Source organism: Paraglaciecola sp. IT1134, assembly GCF_058068185.1.
Map to the genome: position 1 here is coordinate 2,641,562 of NZ_CM176486.1, position 18,517 is coordinate 2,660,078.

Below are 18,517 nucleotides of genomic sequence, written 5' to 3' on the forward strand. Positions count from 1 at the left end.
ACGATGAAAAAACTGTTACTCAGCGCGAGTATTACGGCAATCCTGGGATTAACGGGTTGTGGTGGCGATTCTATAGATGAACAAAAAAATGATACACCGGTTGCCAAACCCTTTGTAAGAGTGGTGTTTGATCCGGCTAATAGTGATTTAAACGTACCTAACGATTTACTTATGATCCCCCAAGGGACATTTTTTGATTTCACAATTAATACCGAAGGCACGGACACTTTTGATCCTGCTAATCCGGAGCATGCTTTAAGCGCCCTGGACGGTTGGTCCACTCAGCATCCTTTTGCCATTCGCGTTACCTTACCTACTGGTGTTGATATAGACCCCAGTTCGTTGTCAACTGGTGCTGTGCGGATTTTTAAAGCTACTCAAGCACTAGAGGGTGAAGGTGATCCAGTCTGTGACGCGATCGCTGCTGCGTTACCAGCACCGGGTATACCCTGTGCCTTAGGTGACGAGTTGCAATACGGTGAAGACTTTGTAACCTCCTATACACCTGGTTCCGGATCGATAAACGTAATCCCCTTAAAACCCCTAGCCCCTGCCCAAGGGCATATGTTAGTGGTCACCGAGCAGGTAAAGGACACTGATGGTAAAGCAGTCAGGGGTTCTACTACCTGGGATCTGGTACGCCAGGATATAGATACGGCCCCACTTGTCACTGATGAGCAGCTACAACTGCAAGGTTTGGTAAATCGCTTAGTAGCCGTCCTTGAACCAGCAGGTCTTGACAGAGATGAGGTATCTTATGCTGCTTATTTTTCGACTCAGTCCACCGGTACAGTGATAGGTTCCGTTAAACAATTGCAAATAGCCGGCTATGCTCAGGCTTATGCTGCCGCTTCGGCCCAAGGTGCAGATGCATCGGCAGCAGCGGCCATTGCTGCTCAATATTTACCGGCCATTACAACTTCTGTGCCAGCCTCTGGACCCAATGCATTTGAATTTTTAGCACCTAGTATTTTGTCTGCGGAACAATTAGCGAGTTTGACGGCAGTGGGTTTAAATACCTGTGACGGGTTGATGGCAGCTATTGCAGATCCTGATTCGCCATTAAACGGCGCTGCTACAGAAACCTTTACCACTGCAGGACCTTTGTGTGCAGCAACCCGTGTAGTAGGCCAAGTCAAGCTACCTTATTATTTGAATCCAGTAGATCCCTTGGGCGACTGGTGGCGTGCTGCCTGTACTAATGGTGCTATGCTGCGTGCTTTGGGCGCAGAAGCCGTTGGAGGGTTGATTCAAGCTGGCGCTGTGGGACCAAACAATGCATTGTGTCAATTGGCCTCGGACGGCCAATTGTATGATTTAGATCTCACCTCGTTAGGCATCGATGACCCTCGCCATCTAACCAAGGTTAATCCTTTACCCGTGGCCCGTGGTTCGAATGCTGATGATCCCCTCACACCTTATAATGAGGCGGGTAGCGAAACAGTCAATGTACAATTTACTGTACCCAATGAAGCGGTCATCGCCGCTTTTTCCGCAGCTAATGGTGGTGCGATCCCTTTAGTAACTAAACCTGCTGCAGGTTGGCCTGTAGTGATATTCCAGCATGGTATCACCGGAGCCAAGGAAAATACCTTAGCTCTTTCAGCTGCTTTGTCATTAGCAGGTTTTGCTTCGGCAGCTATCGATCACCCTTTACATGGCCAGCGTGGTTTCACTCTGGCCGATGGCAGTGTGGTCAGTGCGACCACTCATTCGGCCACGGATTATATGAACTTATCCAGTCTGTTGACGGCAAGAGATAATATCCGTCAAAGCATTGTAGATACGATGGGTTTCAGGTTGTCACTTAATGCCATCGAAAATACCACAGGTTTGATCGACCTTGATTTGAGCGAAGTGCATTTTATCGCCCAAAGTCTGGGGTCTATCACGGGCACAGGCTCGGTCGCCACCGCTAACGCCAGTTTACCCGGAGATTTCGCCGCCTTTAATGGCATGTATGCCATTAACACCGCTGTATTGAACGTACCTGCTGGAGGCGTGGCCAATTTCTTGTTTGAATCTGCCGATTTTGGCCCCTTGATTAAAGGCTCGTTATTAGCAGCTTCATCTGAGGATTTTGTGGCTTTTCTGACCCAATATGCGACTGCAAACGAGTTGTCGATTGAAGATGCCTTGCGCCCCGCCTATTTGGCCTTCGCCGCCGGTTTGACAGAAGAACAGTTAGCGGCCGTCAACGCCACGTTTTCTTCGTTTGCCTTTGCCGCACAAACGGTTATGGATGCTGGAGACCCGGTTAACTTTGCTGCGAGTCTAACCGAAACCACACCCACTTTGATGCAGCTTATGGTAGGTGGGGGCACCAATGATGATGGCTCTGAAGCGCTAACGGACCAGGTTAACCCCGTGCTAACAGCTTTGCCTCTGTCAGGTGGGATCCCTTTGTCCAAACTGATGGGGCTGACTCAGGTTTCATCCACTATTGAAAGCGATAGCACCCACAATGGTGTGGTTTATTTCAAAGAGGGTGAACATCAGTCACTGCTAAGACCATCACCTAGTGCAGGGGCCACGGCTGAATTGCAAAATGAGGCTGTGCAGTATTTTTTAAGTGACGGTACGAATATTATTATTGCCGATGAGTCAGTAGTAGCTAACTAGATTAGTCTTAATTGTAAAGCTAGGCTGCGGCCTAGCTTTTTTTTTACATTTTTGCCCCAATATCCTTTGAAATCTTATAGTAGGAGCAGTTAATTTTGGAATTTTTGTACGAGTATGGGTTGTTCATTGCAAAAACAGTAACCTTGGTCATCGCCATTTTGATCGTGGTGGGAAGCGTGATTAGCTTAGCCACCAGGCATAAACGACCTAAAGGTAATCTCGAGATCGATTCAATTTCAGACCGTCTGACAGAAGTAAAAGAGCGAGCTAACCATCTGATCAGCACCAAAGAAGAATTGAAGAAGCAACAAAAAGAGCAGAAAAAAGCCGACAAAGCAGCGAAAAAAGCCGCAAAAAATCAATTACCAAAAGACAGTAAAGGCAATTTATATGTTGTCGATTTTGACGGCTCCATGGATGCCCATGAAGTGGATAGTTTGCGTGAAGAAGTGACGGCTATTTTATGTATTGCCACCCCAAAAGACGAAGTATTAGTGAGGTTGGAAAGTGGTGGGGGAGTGGTGCATGGATATGGCTTGGCGGCGTCACAGTTACAAAGACTGAAAGATAAAAATATACCTTTGACCATAGCAGTGGACAAGGTTGCAGCCAGCGGTGGGTATATGATGGCTTGTGTTGCCGATACTGTATTAGCGGCCAAATTTGCGATCATTGGCTCAATAGGGGTTATTGCGCAAATACCGAATTTTAATAAACTGTTGAAGAAAAATGACATCGAGTTCGAACAACATACCGCGGGACAGTTCAAGCGTACCCTGACCATGTTCGGCGAAAATAGCGAAGAGGGACGTGAAAAATTTCGCAATGAACTGGAAGACGTACATCAGATGTTCAAAGGTTTTGTGCAGGAGCACAGAGAAAAATTGGATATTGACAAGGTTGCAACAGGTGAATATTGGTATGGCAGCAAAGCGCTGGAATTGGGGTTAGTTGATAAAATTCAGACCTCTGATGATTATCTGATCACGGCTAACGCCAACCAAAAGATCTATTCAGTCAAATATTCAGTGAAAAAGAATTTGGCCGAAAAGTTTGGGATTTCGGTTAGTGCAGCAGTCAGTAACATATTTATGCGTTTATGGAGCAAGAGCCAGTCGTTAACGAAATAAACTGCACTTTATTCTGACCTACGTGCAAACGCCAACAACGTTGTTGGCGTTTTTAGATTTTTTCTATTCCTAAATAGTTTTCATGTTATCAATATATCGCTTAATCATTATTCTCATTAACATAATGCCTTTTAATGCGCATTCAATAGAATATATCACTGTTAGTGTTCGCTGACTCTTCAATACTGCACAATCCGTTTGAAAGTTGAATTAATTATCCTATACATAATAAGGCACCCTAGATAAACGTTGCGTTTGTCCATGGAACAGCAAGAGAGCTATGTACTGTCTGCGCCAGCTGGCAATTCCTAAAATAATTTAAACATAGCGATAACCAATTACCTTAATTTGGAACGATAATGAACACACCGCTAAATAAATTAACGACAAACATTCGACTTATTTTTGCTGCTTCGGCTACGATTGCAGCGATGAATTCTGCAATCGCCCAAGAGACGGCCAACGACTCAGCAGATGTTGAAAAAATTGCAGTAGTAGGCTCGCGCTCGGCACCACGTTCTGTTGGAGAATCTGCGGTCCCGATTGATATCATCAGTGCAGAAGAATTTAAAAGCCAAGGTTCCACTGATATTACCTCAATGATGCAATCGGCTATTCCGTCGTTTAACGTTAACGACCAACCGATAAACGATGCCTCCACCCTGGTTAGACCTGCCAACTTAAGAGGATTGGCGCCGGATCACACGTTGATCCTGGTTAACGGTAAACGTCGCCATCGCTCAGCGGTTATTACCTTTCTTGGTGGGCAAATATCTGATGGTGCCCAGGGACCAGATATTTCAACTATCCCATCCATTGCCCTAAAACAAGTAGAAGTATTGCGTGACGGCGCTGCCGCCCAATACGGTTCAGATGCAATTGCCGGGGTGATCAACTTTGTATTAAAAGATGATTCCGAAGGCGGAGCAGTAGAATTTAACAGTGGCCAATATTACGCAGGTGACGGCAATGCTGTGCAAGTTGCAGGAAATGTTGGACTGGCACTAAGTGCTGACGGATTTGCTAATTTCTCCTTGGAATATCGTGAATCGGATCCCACTTCTCGCAGTGTACAGCGTGATGATGCGGCGGCCTTGAGTGCTGCAGGGAATAACAATATATTGAATCCGGCGCAAGTCTGGGGCAGCCCGGAGATTAAGGAAGATCTTAAATTGTTTGCCAATTTGGGGCTGGAGTTATCCAGTAACAGCCAGGCATATATGTTTGGCAATTACGCCACACGTGAAGTCGAAGGAGGCTTCTACTACCGTAACCCGCACAACAGAGGTGGCGTTAATGATGGTGGTAAAGAACCTGCTGACATCGACGGTGATGGTACTATTAGTGAGGGTGAAGGTTACCAATTATTGCTTGTAGGGGATTTGACCGCTGATATGAGTGGTAATTGCCCTACGGATATTCGAGTAGGCGATAATGTGTTAGATAACCCTCGTTATATTTCCGAGGTTGCCAATAACCCGGATTGTTTTGCCTTTAACGAAATACTTCCTGGTGGATTTACCCCCAAATTTGGTGGCACTGTGACTGATGCATCCCTTGCTGTGGGCACTAAAGGTACGCTTGGCAATGAGGTGAATTATGACGTCAGTACCTACTATGGCAACAATGAAATTGAATATGCTATTAGTAATACGGTCAATCCGTCAATGGGCCCTTCAACGCCCACTTCGTTCAAACCTGGTCGTTATATCCAGGAAGAAGCCAGCTTTAACGTCGACATCAATCAGTCATTTGACTTTGGTTTAGCTGAAGATGTGTTTTTGGCCGGTGGTTTCGAATATCGGTACGAATCATTTGAAGCCATAGCGGGTGATCCCAAGTCCTATGAAGTGGGGCCGTTGGCTGCCCAAGGGTTTGGAATTGGCTCTAATGGTTTTCCGGGATTAGCGGCGCGGTTCCAGGGTAAAAACAGCCGAAATAGCATGGCTTTGTATGTGGATTCTGAAACCTATTTGACCGAAGACTTTATGGTGGGCGCCGCGATCCGTTATGAAGATTTTTCTGATTTTGGCAATACCACTAAGGGCAAAGTATCGGCGCGATGGCAGCTGACTGATGTTGTGGCGTTACGAGGTGCGGTTGCTACTGGTTTTAAGGCTCCGACTATTGGCCAGTCTAATGTACGGAACGTCACCACGGCGTTCTCAGCTGCGGGTTTGGTTGACCGTGCCACCTTACCGCCTTCGGATCCTATTGCGATCCAAAAAGGCGCAACCCCCCTGGAGCCAGAAGAATCTACCAGCTTCAGTTTGGGTCTGGTCGGAAATTTCGACAACGGTTTATTTATAACTGTGGATTATTTCAACATCGAGTTAGAAAATCGCATCAGTACCACTTCAGGTATCCAGCTCACTGCACAGGACATTGCCGAACTGTTGACTCAAGGCGTGACGGATGCTTCCAGTTTTAGTGAGGTGAGCTTTTTTACCAATGACTTTACCACTACCACTGAGGGTATCGATGTCGTGGCTAATTATTCCTTAGAAATGTTGGGGGGGGATACCATCTTTTCACTGGCTGCGAACTGGACCGATACCGAAGTAGACTCAGTTAAAACCTTTATGGTAGATGGTCAAGAAGTAAAAAATATCTCGGATACCCGCATCCGAATGATAGAGGATAACTTGCCTGAATATCGATACAGCTTGACGGCCAATCACACTAATGGTGACTGGCGGGTGCTAGCAAGATTAAATTACTATAGCGAAATATTCGAAGATCATATTGACGCAGGTTTACCGATAGAAGAGGTGAGTGAAGAATACACCTTGGATTTGGAACTTGGCTATCATATATCGGAAAATCTGCTGGTCACACTAGGGGCTAAAAATACCTTGGATGAAAGACCGGATCGGAACGTGTTATACGACACCGAAGTCGCCGGTTCTAAGTATCCTACTACCTCACCTATAGGTATCAACGGTGGTTACTACTATGTGAAAGGTGTTTATTCCTTTTAGACGTTAGGTTTAATTAGGTTTTTTAAAAAAGGGCTAATTGCCCTTTTTTATATGAGGTGTTTATTGATTGAAAACCCTGACCTTGTTTCGCCATGCTAAATCAAATTGGCAATATGATCTTGAGGATATCTACCGGCCCCTGAATGCACGCGGCTACAAGCAGGCACAATTTATGGCCCAGCATTGTGAGTTACCGCCCCCTGATATAATCGTCAGTTCACCTGCCTGTCGCTCGTACAGTACGGCGTTATTTTATTTGCAAGCCTACGATTTGTCGTTAACTAGCTTGGTGTTGAGCGCTGATTTATACCAAAAATCCTGGCAGCACCAATTGAGCTGGTTAAAAACGCTATCCAATAACATTCAGCATGTTTGGTTATTTGGGCATAACCCTGACTTGGCTGATTTGGCTGACGTATTACTCAATATTAAAGGGTACTGCGGTGCAGACAACCAGTCGGCAAACTTGGCAACGGCAGCTTATATGCACCTGAACTTGTCGATTTTGACCTGGACAGCGTTGCACGATGGCAGTGCCGAGCTAATTTATTTTAGACGGCCTAATAAAAAACCGATCCGGTAGATCGGTTTTTATCATACATTACTGTTGGTATAAGGCCTCGGACCTCGGGCTTATTTGTCTAGACTAACCTTCCCAGCCACACTGACGATCGACATTTTGTTCATCGAGCCAGGTTTTCAGCGGTGCGAAGTAATCCAGTATCGCCCGGGCATCCATTTGTTCACTACCGGTTAACGATGCCAAGGCCTTCTGCCAGGGCTGGCTTTGACCCATTTCGAGCATAGTGTTCAATGCCTGACCTGCTTCTTTACTGCCATAAATCGAGCACCTATGGATAGGATCCGTATTACCTGCTATTTCGCAAAGTTTTTTATGGAACTGGAACTGTAATATATGTGCCAGAAAATAACGGGTATAGGGGGTATTACCCGGCACATGGTATTTTGCCCCGGGATCAAATGCATCAGCAGGTCGCTCAACAGGAGCCATTACCCCTTGATACTTTTCACGTAACTCCCACCATGCTGCATTGTAATCTTGCGGTTTAACCTCGCCTGAAAATACTTTCCAACGCCATTGGTCAACCATCAAGCCAAAAGGTACAAAAGCGATTTTATCCAGTGCCAGTTTAAGCAACATACCTATATCATTGGATGCATCGGGGATGCCGCTCACCAAACCAATTTCCTGCAGATATTTAGGGGTAATTGACAAAGCGATGGTGTCGCCAATGGCTTCATGAAAGCCGTCGTTAGCTGAATTACGATAAAGTAAAGGTTGGTCCTTGTAGGCACGTTGATAGTAGTTGTGCCCTAACTCATGGTGTATGACAGAAAACTCTTCACCAGTAAGCTGAATACACATTTTAATGCGTAGATCGTCTTTGTCATCTATGTCCCAAGCCGATGCATGGCACACCACATCCCGATCCGCTGGCTGGCTAAATAATGATCGGTGCCAGAAGGTCTCGGGTAGGGGGGCAAAACCCAAAGAGGAGAAAAAAGATTCCGCTTGTTTTACCATCTTTATTTCGTCATAACCTTTTTCAGCCAAGGCTTGGGTAACATCAATCACGGTTAATGTTTGCTTGGGTTTGACAATGTCATAAATATTCCCCCAACTTTGGGCCCACATATTTCCCAGTAAATGGGCGGGTATGGGTTTATCTTGGGGAACAATATCGGTACCGTATTCTCTACCCAACTCAGCACGCACATGACAGTGCAAGGCATCATAGAAAGGTTTGATTTGAGTCCACAAACGATCCAGTTCGACGGAAAAATCATCTGCTGGCATATCGTATCCGCCGCGCCATAATTGACTAATATCAGCGAAACCTAATTCTTGGGCGCCTTCATTGGCTAAGGCAACCTCTTCTTCATACAAGGCTTTCATGGGTGGCGAGACTTCACGCCAACCTTGCCACATTTCCAGTAATAGGGCCGGATCCCGTTCAGTGGCCATGATGTTGCTCATATCGGTCAGGCGCATGCAATCATCCTCGCTACGACAGTATTTGCCACTGCCATACATGCCTTCCAGCTCCGAGGTGATTTTTGACAAACGTTCGGATTTTTCTGCCGCCGCCGGGGCCGGTAAAACCAAACCATTGCGCATTAAATCGAGTTTGCGTCTGGTGTCGGGATCGACTTGCATATTATTATACCGGGCAGCTTGTTTAGCCAGTTGCGAGGCTTTACTGGAATGCTTTTCCGATAGATAAGCTGAGACCGCTGCCGTATCCTGATTGATATAAGTTTGATAGGCCCAGGCCGCTTGTGCTGCCGGAGTCTGCAATTTAGCAAGTTCTTGTTGGGCTTGTTCGGTAAATGCTTTGGCATCCTGAGGCACTGAAAGGGTAGCGGGCTCGACTAGTGTCCCGGTTGACTGAAATTCGGTCTCTGTGCACCCGCTAATTGCACCCGAAACAAAAAGCGCAGTAATTAAATTAAGTTTATGACCCATGATTCCCCCGTTGTATTTTTATTATTATCCACGCAGATTATACCTGACATTGAGGAATATCCGAGTGTGATCCCATAATTTGTGGCGCTAATTTTAGGTTAACTGATGCAGTTAACATGAAATGCTCAATTAAATTTAATCATTGCACTGATCAATTTTTAACTGAATGACGTATGTTGATAGTTCAAAAAACTATAACGAGTTGAGGGGAATAATGTGAAAGCTTTGGTGTGGCTGCGCACAGATTTACGGGGATCCTGGAACAGTGCACTGGATTATGCACTTGAACATCATCAACATGTCACAGTGGTCTATTGCCTAACGCCGCAGCAGTGGCAGAGTTATGGTTATGCCCCCTGCAAAATCAACTTGATATTGGATCGCTTGGCGGAGCTTGAGAAGGTCCTGGCAGAGCGAAATTTACAGCTTCATCTAATCGATAGCCAAGACTACGCACAAACTGCGGTTTCTTTATTGGCCTTTTGCCAAGAAAATTCAATCCGTTATCTCTATTTCAACGCTGAGTACGAATGGGATGAACGGCAGCGTGACGCTCAGGTCAAACATCTGCTTGAACATCAAAATATTTCAGTCGCCAAGTTTAATGATACCTGCCTGGTTAAACCCTCACTCATTTTAAGTAAACAACATACCCCTTATAAGATGTTTACCCCGTATTTTAATCGCTGGTTGGAAATTTTATTCAACAACCTGGCGCAGCCCGATAGCTTTAAGACGATGCCGGTTACGAATGATACCCACACCCGGTTGCCTGATCTTAGCTCTTTTACCCAAGACAGTACCGTGCCCCCTTGGCCATACAAAGATGTGGAAATTAACGACAAGCTACAGTTATTTATACGTGAACATGCCCCCGATTATGACTACAAGCGGGATATCCCCTCCATCGAAGGCACCAGCCAAATGTCAGCCTATCTGTCAATTGGTGCAGTCAGTGCCGCCCAATGCCTGGAAAGCTTACTGCGCGAATACGGTGACAGGGTACTTAATCCTCCCCATGGGGGTTTTGTGTGGCTAAAGGAGCTGGCCTGGCGCGACTTCTACCGTTACGTAATGTTTCATTTTCCCCATGTCAGTCGCGGCATGCCGTTTCAGAAGCATTATCAGGCTTTTCATTGGTCAACTAACCAGTCACATTTTCAAGCATGGCGCGATGGACAAACCGGCTACCCCATAGTAGATGCGGCCATGATCGCCCTCAAACAAACCGGTTGGATGCACAACAGATTACGCATGATAGTAGCCAGTTTTTTTTGCAAGCACTTATTGTTACCTTGGCGTTGGGGGGAAGCGTATTTCATGAGTCAACTGGTTGATGGGGATTACGCGTCTAATAACGGAGGTTGGCAATGGAGCGCTTCTGTGGGTACCGATGCTGCTCCCTATTTTCGCATATTCAATCCCACTACCCAGAGTGAACGATTTGATCCACAAGGACTATTTATCAAAAAGTGGTTACCGCAATTAGGTCAATTAAGTCCCAAGCAAGTACACCAGCCTGCTAAATATATGGATGTGACAACGTTGCCTTATCCTGAGCCTATTGTGGATCATAAAGCGGCGGTGGTCCGTGCAAAAGAGCAGTTTAAAGGGTTTTTAGCTGTCCTGAAGTCATAAAAACGCCAATAGCTTTATTGGCGTAATTCATTAACGAAATTGATAGCATTTAGCTATTTAACGAGGAGGTGTGGAGCCGGGGTTCTGCTGCTCTATTTGTTCTAACCACAAAGATTTAACTGAAAAAGAGTCTTGTTTGCCCTTGGCAGCTTTCTTGGTTTTTGATTTTGTCTTCGTCGCTTTGCTAGCCTTTTTACTGCTAGTTTTTTTGGCGGATTTTTTCGGTTTTGCCTGGGATTTAGTCGCAGGTTTACCACCGGCAAGCTCATCCGCCATTTCGTCAAGCTGTGCCAAACGCACATTTTTTTCGCCATCAACGCTGTACCAGCCGCCTTTTGCTTCAATATCAGGTGCTTTGCCATTTGCAGCGGTGTAAGCTTCGGTAAATTTTGTAACTACTAGGTCTTTATCCAAATCACTCATAATAAGGTCTCAGCCTTTGGTTGGTTAATTAATAGAAAAAAAGAGGCTAACTTTTATACCGTTTTTTACAGCCAAAGTCTAATAATCGCTTAACATCAGTGTATGTCGGCTAAAATCCGCGAGAAAATCACATGAGTATTAACAATCGAACCCTGCTTGCTTATCTTAACCAGCTATTGAAACCTGAGGCGCTCCAGGATTTTTGCCCCAATGGTTTACAAGTTGAAGGTAAAGCGACAATAACAAAAATAGTATGTGGTGTGACAGCATCCCAAGCTTTGATCGACCAGGCCGTTGTACAAGGTGCCGATGCTATTTTTGTGCACCACGGTTATTTTTGGAAAGGGGAGGACCCTTGTATTGTGGGAATGAAAAAACAACGTTTGGCAACCCTACTTGCTCATGATATTAATTTGTATGTTTACCATTTACCCTTGGATGTGCACCCCCAATTCGGCAATAACATTCAGTTGGCCAAACAGTTAGACATTCCCGTGTTAGGAACTTTATCTGTGCCTAATGCCCCAGAAGGCATTGTCATGCATGGAAAATTCCACAAGGGCATTGAACCTAAGCAGCTCAGTGAGATGCTTAGGCAAAGATTGGCCAGGGTACCTTTACTTGAGCAGGTAAATAATCAACTTATTAATACCGTTGCCTGGTGTACCGGTGGTGGTCAGGATTACATTAAGGCTGCCGCCGAACAGGGAATAGATGCCTTTATAAGCGGTGAGGTATCAGAGCAAACTATCCATACTGCTCGTGAGATGAACATTCATTTTTTTGCCGCAGGTCACCACGCAACAGAACGATACGGAGCCAAGGCGATAGGGGAACACTTGTCAGAAAAATTTGATCTTGATGTTAATTTCATCGATATAGCCAACCCCGCCTGACAATGAAGCGGGGTGCTGCTGGTTTAAATATAATATTGTAATTTGACTAAGCGATACTTATGACAATACACACCGGTGATCAAAACTTTGATGTTATTGCGGATAAGTTTGAAAACAACATTTATGGCACAACCAAGGGGCAGCTTAGACACGAGCTGTTAACCCATTACCTTGTCAAACACCTGGATTTCAAGTCGCCGCACCAAAAAGTGCTCGATGCTGGCGGAGGCACCGGGGAAATGAGCAAAGAAATGCTCAAATTGGGTTGTGAGGTGACCCTGACGGATATTTCCGCTGACACTTTGCAACTGGCCCAGTCCAAATGCCATCAACATCAGTCATTACATATAATCAAAGGGGATATTTTGAGCCTTCCCGAAGACCAATTGTACGATCTGGTGATATGTCATGCGGTGTTAGAATGGCTGAGCGATCCCTACCCAGTAATTGATAAATTGTTACGTTTGACCGCACCTTCGGGGCATTTGTCGTTGAGTTTTTTCAATAAAGACGCCCAGCGATTCGGTAACTTGCTGTATGGCAACTTTGACTATGTGCAACAAGGTATGAAGGTAAAAAATCAGGTGAGATTGAGTCCCAATTATCCCCTGTACCCCCGGGAGGTTTTAGGTTTTCTGGCCGCTAAGTCGCTAGACATTATATCGCTGGCAGGGATCCGCTGTTTTCACGATTATCTGCAAGAAAAAAACATGCAAGTTAGTCATTACGGTCAACTTAAGCAGGTGGAAATAGATTATGGCTCATGTGAGCCATATATGTGGTTGGGCAAATATTTCCATATTATTTTGAAAAAATCCTAACCTGCCCTCTATCAACCCACGCTATTGAGTTGTATTTCTATGTCCTGGCTAATTTGCCGAGGCTTAGTGGTGGGGGCATAACGCTTAACTACTTCTCCCTGTTTGTTAATTAAAAACTTGGTGAAATTCCATTTTATTCGTGTACTGCCTAATATCCCGGGAGCGGAATGTTTGAGGAAGGCAAACACGGGGTGGGCATGGGGGCCATTTACCTCTACTTTGGCAAATAAATCGAAGCTCAGGTTAAAGTTCAGGCTGCAAAACTGTTTGATTTGCTGGTCATTTTCCGGCTCTTGGTGGCCAAACTGATCGCATGGAAAACCGAGGACCTCAAAGCCTTGGGATTGGTACTGCTGATATAGTTCTTGCAGCCCAGTGTACTGGGGCGTGAAACCACATTTGCTTGCTGTATTTAGCACTAACAGCACTTTCCCTTGATAGTCCCCTAAGGATTTAATCTGACCATTGTTTAACTTGGCTTCGAACTGGTATATGTTTTCGGTCATAAAATTTCCTGAATCGTTGCTAATCGTTATATAGTGTCAGTTTTTTCAAGCTATCAAAGAATTATAGGGGATATAGTGAGTAAAAAAATTGCATTTATCGGATTAGGCGTGATGGGTTATCCCATGGCCGGGCATTTAAATAAAGCCGGTCATAACGTGACGGTGTATAACCGCACCCAAAGTAAAGCTAAGCAGTGGGTGTCCGACTATGCTGGTGAACATGCAGACACGCCTGCTATTGCCGTAAAAAATGCCGAAATTATATTTATTTGTGTAGGTAATGACGACGACCTGCGGGCTGTCATGTGCGGGGATGATGGGATCCTGGCGACAGCACCAAAGGGCAGCGTGATAGTTGACCACACCACAGCCTCAGCTGACGTCGCCCGGCAAATGCATGAATTGTGTCGCCAAACAGGTTGCCATTTTCTGGATGCCCCAGTATCGGGCGGGCAAGCAGGCGCACAGAACGGCCAATTAACCGTCATGTTAGGTGGGGAGCCTAGTGTATTTGCGCAAATTCAACCTATTATCACGGCCTACGCAAAATTCAGTCGCTTGCTCGGCCCGATCGGTAGCGGTCAACTGGCTAAAATGATGAACCAAATCTGTATTGCCGGGGTGGTTCAGGGTCTTGCGGAGGCACTACACTTTGGGCAGAATGCCGGACTTGATTGTGCTGCAGTCATTGAGGTGATTTCCCAAGGCGCCGCTCAGTCTTGGCAGATGGAAAACCGCTCGACCAGTATGTTGCAAGCAAACTATGACTTTGGCTTTGCCGTAGACTGGATGCGCAAAGATCTGAAGATTGCCCTGGATGAAGCACGTAAAAATGGCAGTACCTTGCCATTAACGGCTATAGTGGATCAGTTTTACGCCGACGTGCAACGTCTCGGCGGGGCCCGTTGGGATACCTCGAGTTTGCTGGCCAGGCTCAATAACCATTCGCCAAACTAAAATTAGCGTATGGAGTAATCTGAAATACGAGCCTGTTCAGGACGTTACAGGCTCACAATGCCATTGATGGCTATGGAAACAAACTTTCGCCTTGGAGAACTCGCGTTCTGCGCGCCAGGTTCGATTATTTAACTTCACTACCACCCCTGGATAAATACGCTTATTGGCGATTAACATAATACTCTGTTGGTAGTTTTCTTTAGCCACTGACATTTCACTGGATTTTTGTTCCAGCCACTGCATCAACTGGGTTTCATTTTTAAATAATTCCCTGGCTTCTTCCACTCTCTTTTGCAGATCCAGTGGAACCGATTTGGAGTTGATAATGTTCATACGATCCTGATGGCGATTAAAATTCTGGCGGATCTGTTTTACCAACTCATCTAACGTATCTTTTCGCTCGAGCAGAGTGTTAAAACCATCACTGAAATCCAAGGTTAAATTACTTCCGGATACCGCGCCGAATGTTCCGGCGGAAATTTTATTTTGACTAAAGATACTGCAGGCAAATAAGTTGCCATTGGGTTTATCAACTGGGCCCACTGACATTTCCCCGCGACAGACCACTTTGCTAAACGCCAGTTGACGGCCGATGCTGACGTTGCCTTCGCATTTAATATCCAACCCTTGTCCATGCTGAATATGAATACTTCCGTTGGCGCGCAACACACTACTGTAGCTGGTATTGGTTTCGTTTACCTTACCCATGGCTCCTTCAGTGATGATAATATCGCCGCCTGCTATGATAGTGGCTGATTCGACAAAACCATTCACAGTAACGTCGCCTGTGGCTATGATTTCCATTTTTTCGGTAATATCACCATTGACCAGTACCGCACCATCGTAATTCACATTACCTGTGCCAACATTCACGCCTTTACAAATGTAGGTATCATCGACCCACATTTTTTGATCTTTAAACTTGGGCATACCGGATATTTCTGCCAGCAACAGATTTTCATCTTTATTGCTAATAGCCGTCCCGTCTCCAGGCCTAAATTTTAGCCATTCTCCAGGTTTTGATTTTATGTTTTGCCCTGTGACTGTATAGCCTGCGCGACCATTTGACGGGGGCATACGTCTTAACAGTTCAGTGCCTATTTTGACACAGATAATGTCGCCTAAATTACGCATATCCACTCGACCATTATTGGACGATTGAGGACGTAATATACGTTCAAGGGCATTCTGTACCAGGGGTTTGAGCCGGGATGAACGTCCCGTTTTAGGGGGGAGACCTTTGGCGATTTGGGCAGTCATTTCTTCGCCGGATTTTGCTAAGCCGTATTGCTCGAATAGGCTTACCAGCCGCTTTACCCCCAAACCCCTGACTATGCCCGATTCTTTGGCACAATTTAAAAAATCCACCAGTAGCAAGGGTTTTCCCCCATAACCTTTGGTAACCGTCATGCTAGCGCCTAACTCACCCTCTTCAATCTTACACTTTATAGCTGATTGGCGGCGTTCACCGATACTCTCAGTTATAGGAACCGTTGATTGACTTTTTAGCGCCTTATGATGACTAGCGATCGCGCTTAACACAGCATCATCAAATATATAAAAATCCCTGAATTCACTTTGCATTATGTGTTTATGTAAAAGCATAAAGTCCAGTTTGCCTTTTATTTCCCCCGGGGAAATATGCAAATTTAGCTGGGTATCATCTTTGTCAACTTTGAGGGCTATTCCATCCATTCGAACCACCTAACAACTTAAGTAAAATAGGAGTGCAGGTTAACGAACATATTAACCTAACAATAGTGCTATCGGTCAATTATCAATTGTATAAAGGTAAAACTTTATAAAGTGTGTGTATTATTGCTCTTATAACGCTGTGGCGTATTGATATAGTGCACGCAAAATAGTCAGCTTTTCCGGGTTTGCTTGATACTGTAGGCTTAAGTCATCCAGGGTTTGCATGTATTGCGGCATTTTAATACTGGCGGGTGAGGTGGGATCCATGAACCTAAATTGCCTGTGGTTCTGCCATTGTTGTGATTCATTCGCCGTTAATATGTGTGGATAGTTACGTGCTTTATAGCGAAGCAACAATGAACTTAATCGGGGATCGCTAAAGGGTAATACGAGTTCGGTTAATTGCTGGACATCACTGCTCCTGACACGATCCATTAATTGTCTGTCGTTATCACTAAAAAATCCGCCAGAATACAGAGCATAATCCGCATCCAAGGGCTCGCGCTCTGGTGTCGTAGCATAAACTTCAATTAGTTTGGTTTTAAGTGTCTTATTTGCTTTTATTTTTTGTAAATTCGCCAGGCACAATTGGCGATTAATGCCTAAACGTTCTGCGTTTTGTTCGGTTAACGTTTTAGCGGGGGCCAACACTGGGCTTTTGTTCAGATGGACCAATTTAATAGGTAAACGTTCTTCCCCGGGTTCAAGCAGGTGATTTGGCGTGTAAAGTTTAGCTATGATTTCCTCCACACTGAGCTCGAATAGAGGATCGGGACAAAGCGCCAAATTCAATACGATAACAGCATTTTTGTTGCCGGGATGAAAACTGATGGGTGCTATCCAAGTACAACAGCCATGTTCGGCGGAAATTTTGGAAGAAACATGCACTACAGGGGTGACATTGTCACAGTCAATGAGTTGTGCAGCGGTTTTCTTGAATCTGAGGTTAAACAAAAAATCGTATAATTTAGGTTGTACCTGTTTAACCAACTTGGCCATACCTATAGTCGCGTGCACATCGGACATGGCATCATGGGCTGCGGCATGTTCAATTCCATTCGCTTGAGTTAAGTCCTGCAGTTTAAAACTCGGCAAGTCTTCTTCGTTTACGGGCCAATTAATACCATCAGGACGCAGGGCATAACAGGCGCGCAACATATCGATGATATCCCAGCGACTATTGCCATTTTGCCATTCTCTAGCATAAGGTTCATAAAAATTACGATAAAGCGTGTAGCGTGTCACTTCATCGTCAAAACGTAGATTATTGTAACCGGCGACACAGGTATTTGGCTGTATGAACTGACCATGGATTTGCTCAATAAACTCCGCTTCGATTAACCCCTCACGCAAACTGTGTTGTGGTGTGATGCCGGTGACTAGACATGCTTGCGGGTGAGGTAAATAATCATTGGGAATTCGACTGTAGATCATCAACGGTTCAGAGACAATATTTAACTCGAGATCCGTACGGATCCCGGCAAACTGACAAGGTGGATCTTTTTGCGGATTGACTCCCCAAGTTTCAAAGTCATGCCAATAAATGGAAGGTGAAGACACTTTATTCCTTAATAGGATAGTTATTCACTGATCAGAGCAGAAATAACCGCCAAACTCAACAATAGACTAGATTAGGGGAAATAGCCGTTGGGGTAAATGTCTTATAACTATGTATGTCTAATCAATATCGGGCGGGTAAATACAAATTATCGCTTTTATTTGACGATAATGCTGTCAAAAGCGAGAGCTTATGCTTATCTTTAGATTGTTAACTTTAAGTTAACACGAATTTATAGCCTACCAGCGGAGTATTTATGGAATCATTACGAGTTAGCGATCATATGAACCGCCGTCCCGTTACCTTTAACATTGAGATGTCAGTTGCTGAAGCGGTAGAAAGTCTATTACAGGTCCAACAAACCGGAGGACCGGTTATCGATGAATATAACAAAGTTGTGGGCTTTTTATCTGAACAGGATTGTTTGGTGCGAATGCTGGAGTCGAGTTATTACCGGGAACAGGTATGCCGGGTAAAAGATATTATGCGTACAGATGTGGTGGCGATTAAACCTTATATGTCTGTTATCGAGTTGGCAGAGCAAATGTCTGTGAATAAACCTAAGGTGTATCCTATTGTCGATGACGATGGTTATTTACTTGGCACTATAAACCGCACGGCATTACTCAAAGCTATAGATATGCACTTGCGTGATGGCTATCGCATAGCAGGATAAGTTAACTATTTGACCAGCGGCACTAGCATTTAAATTCTCATTCTTCTAGGATCTGCAACTGAATTTGCCCGTACCTACTCAGAGTAGAATTTATTGTTTTCAGATCATAGTTTAGATAGTCAAGAA

Annotated in this window: 14 protein-coding genes; 9 read left to right on the forward strand and 5 right to left on the reverse strand. The window is 45.0% G+C overall.

Going from position 1 to position 18,517, the window contains the following annotated elements; genetic code table 11:
- The first annotated feature begins 3 nt into the window (after positions 1–3).
- The 4 genes from AC3RV5_RS11425 to AC3RV5_RS11440 all read left to right on the forward strand — a co-directional run bounded on the left by AC3RV5_RS11425 (position 4) and on the right by AC3RV5_RS11440 (position 7,316).
- Positions 4–2,622, forward strand: coding sequence for a VolA/Pla-1 family phospholipase (locus AC3RV5_RS11425; protein WP_489732042.1), 2,619 nt, complete (start codon positions 4–6; stop codon positions 2,620–2,622).
- Between the two features lie 95 nt (positions 2,623–2,717).
- On the forward strand, positions 2,718–3,752 hold the full coding sequence (gene sohB / locus AC3RV5_RS11430) for a protease SohB (protein ID WP_489732043.1): 1,035 nt from the start codon (positions 2,718–2,720) through the stop codon (positions 3,750–3,752).
- Between the two features lie 359 nt (positions 3,753–4,111).
- Positions 4,112–6,733, forward strand: a complete 2,622-nt coding sequence (locus tag AC3RV5_RS11435; RefSeq protein ID WP_489732044.1) for a TonB-dependent receptor plug domain-containing protein — start codon at positions 4,112–4,114, stop codon at positions 6,731–6,733.
- A gap of 67 nt (positions 6,734–6,800) precedes the next feature.
- A complete protein-coding gene (locus AC3RV5_RS11440; RefSeq protein ID WP_489732045.1) occupies positions 6,801–7,316 on the forward strand; it encodes a SixA phosphatase family protein in 516 nt (171 codons plus the stop codon).
- A 63-nt stretch (positions 7,317–7,379) separates the two neighbouring features.
- Here the strand turns inward: AC3RV5_RS11440 and AC3RV5_RS11445 are convergent, their stop codons facing one another.
- On the reverse strand, positions 7,380–9,221 hold the full coding sequence (locus tag AC3RV5_RS11445; RefSeq protein ID WP_489732046.1) for a M2 family metallopeptidase: 1,842 nt from the start codon (positions 9,219–9,221) through the stop codon (positions 7,380–7,382).
- Between the two features lie 216 nt (positions 9,222–9,437).
- On the opposite strand from AC3RV5_RS11445, the gene AC3RV5_RS11450 reads away from it, so the two are divergent.
- Complete coding sequence (locus AC3RV5_RS11450; RefSeq protein ID WP_489732047.1) at positions 9,438–10,859, forward strand: cryptochrome/photolyase family protein; 1,422 nt, start codon at positions 9,438–9,440, stop codon at positions 10,857–10,859.
- A 57-nt stretch (positions 10,860–10,916) separates the two neighbouring features.
- Here the strand turns inward: AC3RV5_RS11450 and AC3RV5_RS11455 are convergent, their stop codons facing one another.
- Positions 10,917–11,282, reverse strand: a complete 366-nt coding sequence (locus AC3RV5_RS11455) for a hypothetical protein (protein ID WP_489732048.1) — start codon at positions 11,280–11,282, stop codon at positions 10,917–10,919.
- Between the two features lie 131 nt (positions 11,283–11,413).
- Here AC3RV5_RS11455 and AC3RV5_RS11460 point away from each other — a divergent pair, with 131 nt between their 5' ends.
- Together AC3RV5_RS11460 and AC3RV5_RS11465 are read left to right on the forward strand one after the other, a co-directional pair.
- Positions 11,414–12,178 carry a Nif3-like dinuclear metal center hexameric protein gene (locus AC3RV5_RS11460; RefSeq protein WP_489732049.1) on the forward strand — a complete coding sequence of 255 codons (765 nt, stop codon included), beginning with the start codon at positions 11,414–11,416 and terminating at the stop codon, positions 12,176–12,178.
- 59 nt (positions 12,179–12,237) lie between these two features.
- The gene (locus AC3RV5_RS11465) at positions 12,238–12,999 is read left to right on the forward strand and encodes a methyltransferase domain-containing protein (RefSeq protein WP_489732050.1); all 762 of its coding nucleotides are present in this window, start codon (positions 12,238–12,240) and stop codon (positions 12,997–12,999) included.
- An 11-nt stretch (positions 13,000–13,010) separates the two neighbouring features.
- Here AC3RV5_RS11465 and AC3RV5_RS11470 read toward each other — a convergent pair whose 3' ends face one another.
- On the reverse strand, positions 13,011–13,505 hold the full coding sequence (locus AC3RV5_RS11470; protein ID WP_489732051.1) for a glutathione peroxidase: 495 nt from the start codon (positions 13,503–13,505) through the stop codon (positions 13,011–13,013).
- Between the two features lie 75 nt (positions 13,506–13,580).
- On the opposite strand from AC3RV5_RS11470, the gene AC3RV5_RS11475 reads away from it, so the two are divergent.
- Positions 13,581–14,462, forward strand: coding sequence for an NAD(P)-dependent oxidoreductase (locus AC3RV5_RS11475; protein WP_489732052.1), 882 nt, complete (start codon positions 13,581–13,583; stop codon positions 14,460–14,462).
- Between the two features lie 36 nt (positions 14,463–14,498).
- On the opposite strand, the gene AC3RV5_RS11480 is transcribed toward AC3RV5_RS11475, so the two are convergent.
- Together AC3RV5_RS11480 and sbcB are read right to left on the reverse strand one after the other, a co-directional pair.
- Entirely contained in the window at positions 14,499–16,157 is a 1,659-nt protein-coding gene (locus AC3RV5_RS11480) for a flagellar assembly protein A (protein ID WP_489732053.1), read from the reverse strand.
- Positions 16,158–16,286: 129 nt separating this feature from the next.
- Positions 16,287–17,717 (reverse strand): exodeoxyribonuclease I, encoded by a 1,431-nt coding sequence (gene sbcB, locus AC3RV5_RS11485; RefSeq protein WP_489732054.1) that lies wholly within the window; start codon positions 17,715–17,717, stop codon positions 16,287–16,289.
- 254 nt (positions 17,718–17,971) lie between these two features.
- Between sbcB and AC3RV5_RS11490 the strand changes: the two genes are divergently transcribed.
- Positions 17,972–18,391, forward strand: a complete 420-nt coding sequence (locus tag AC3RV5_RS11490; RefSeq protein ID WP_489732055.1) for a CBS domain-containing protein — start codon at positions 17,972–17,974, stop codon at positions 18,389–18,391.
- The last annotated feature ends 126 nt before the right edge of the window (positions 18,392–18,517 follow it).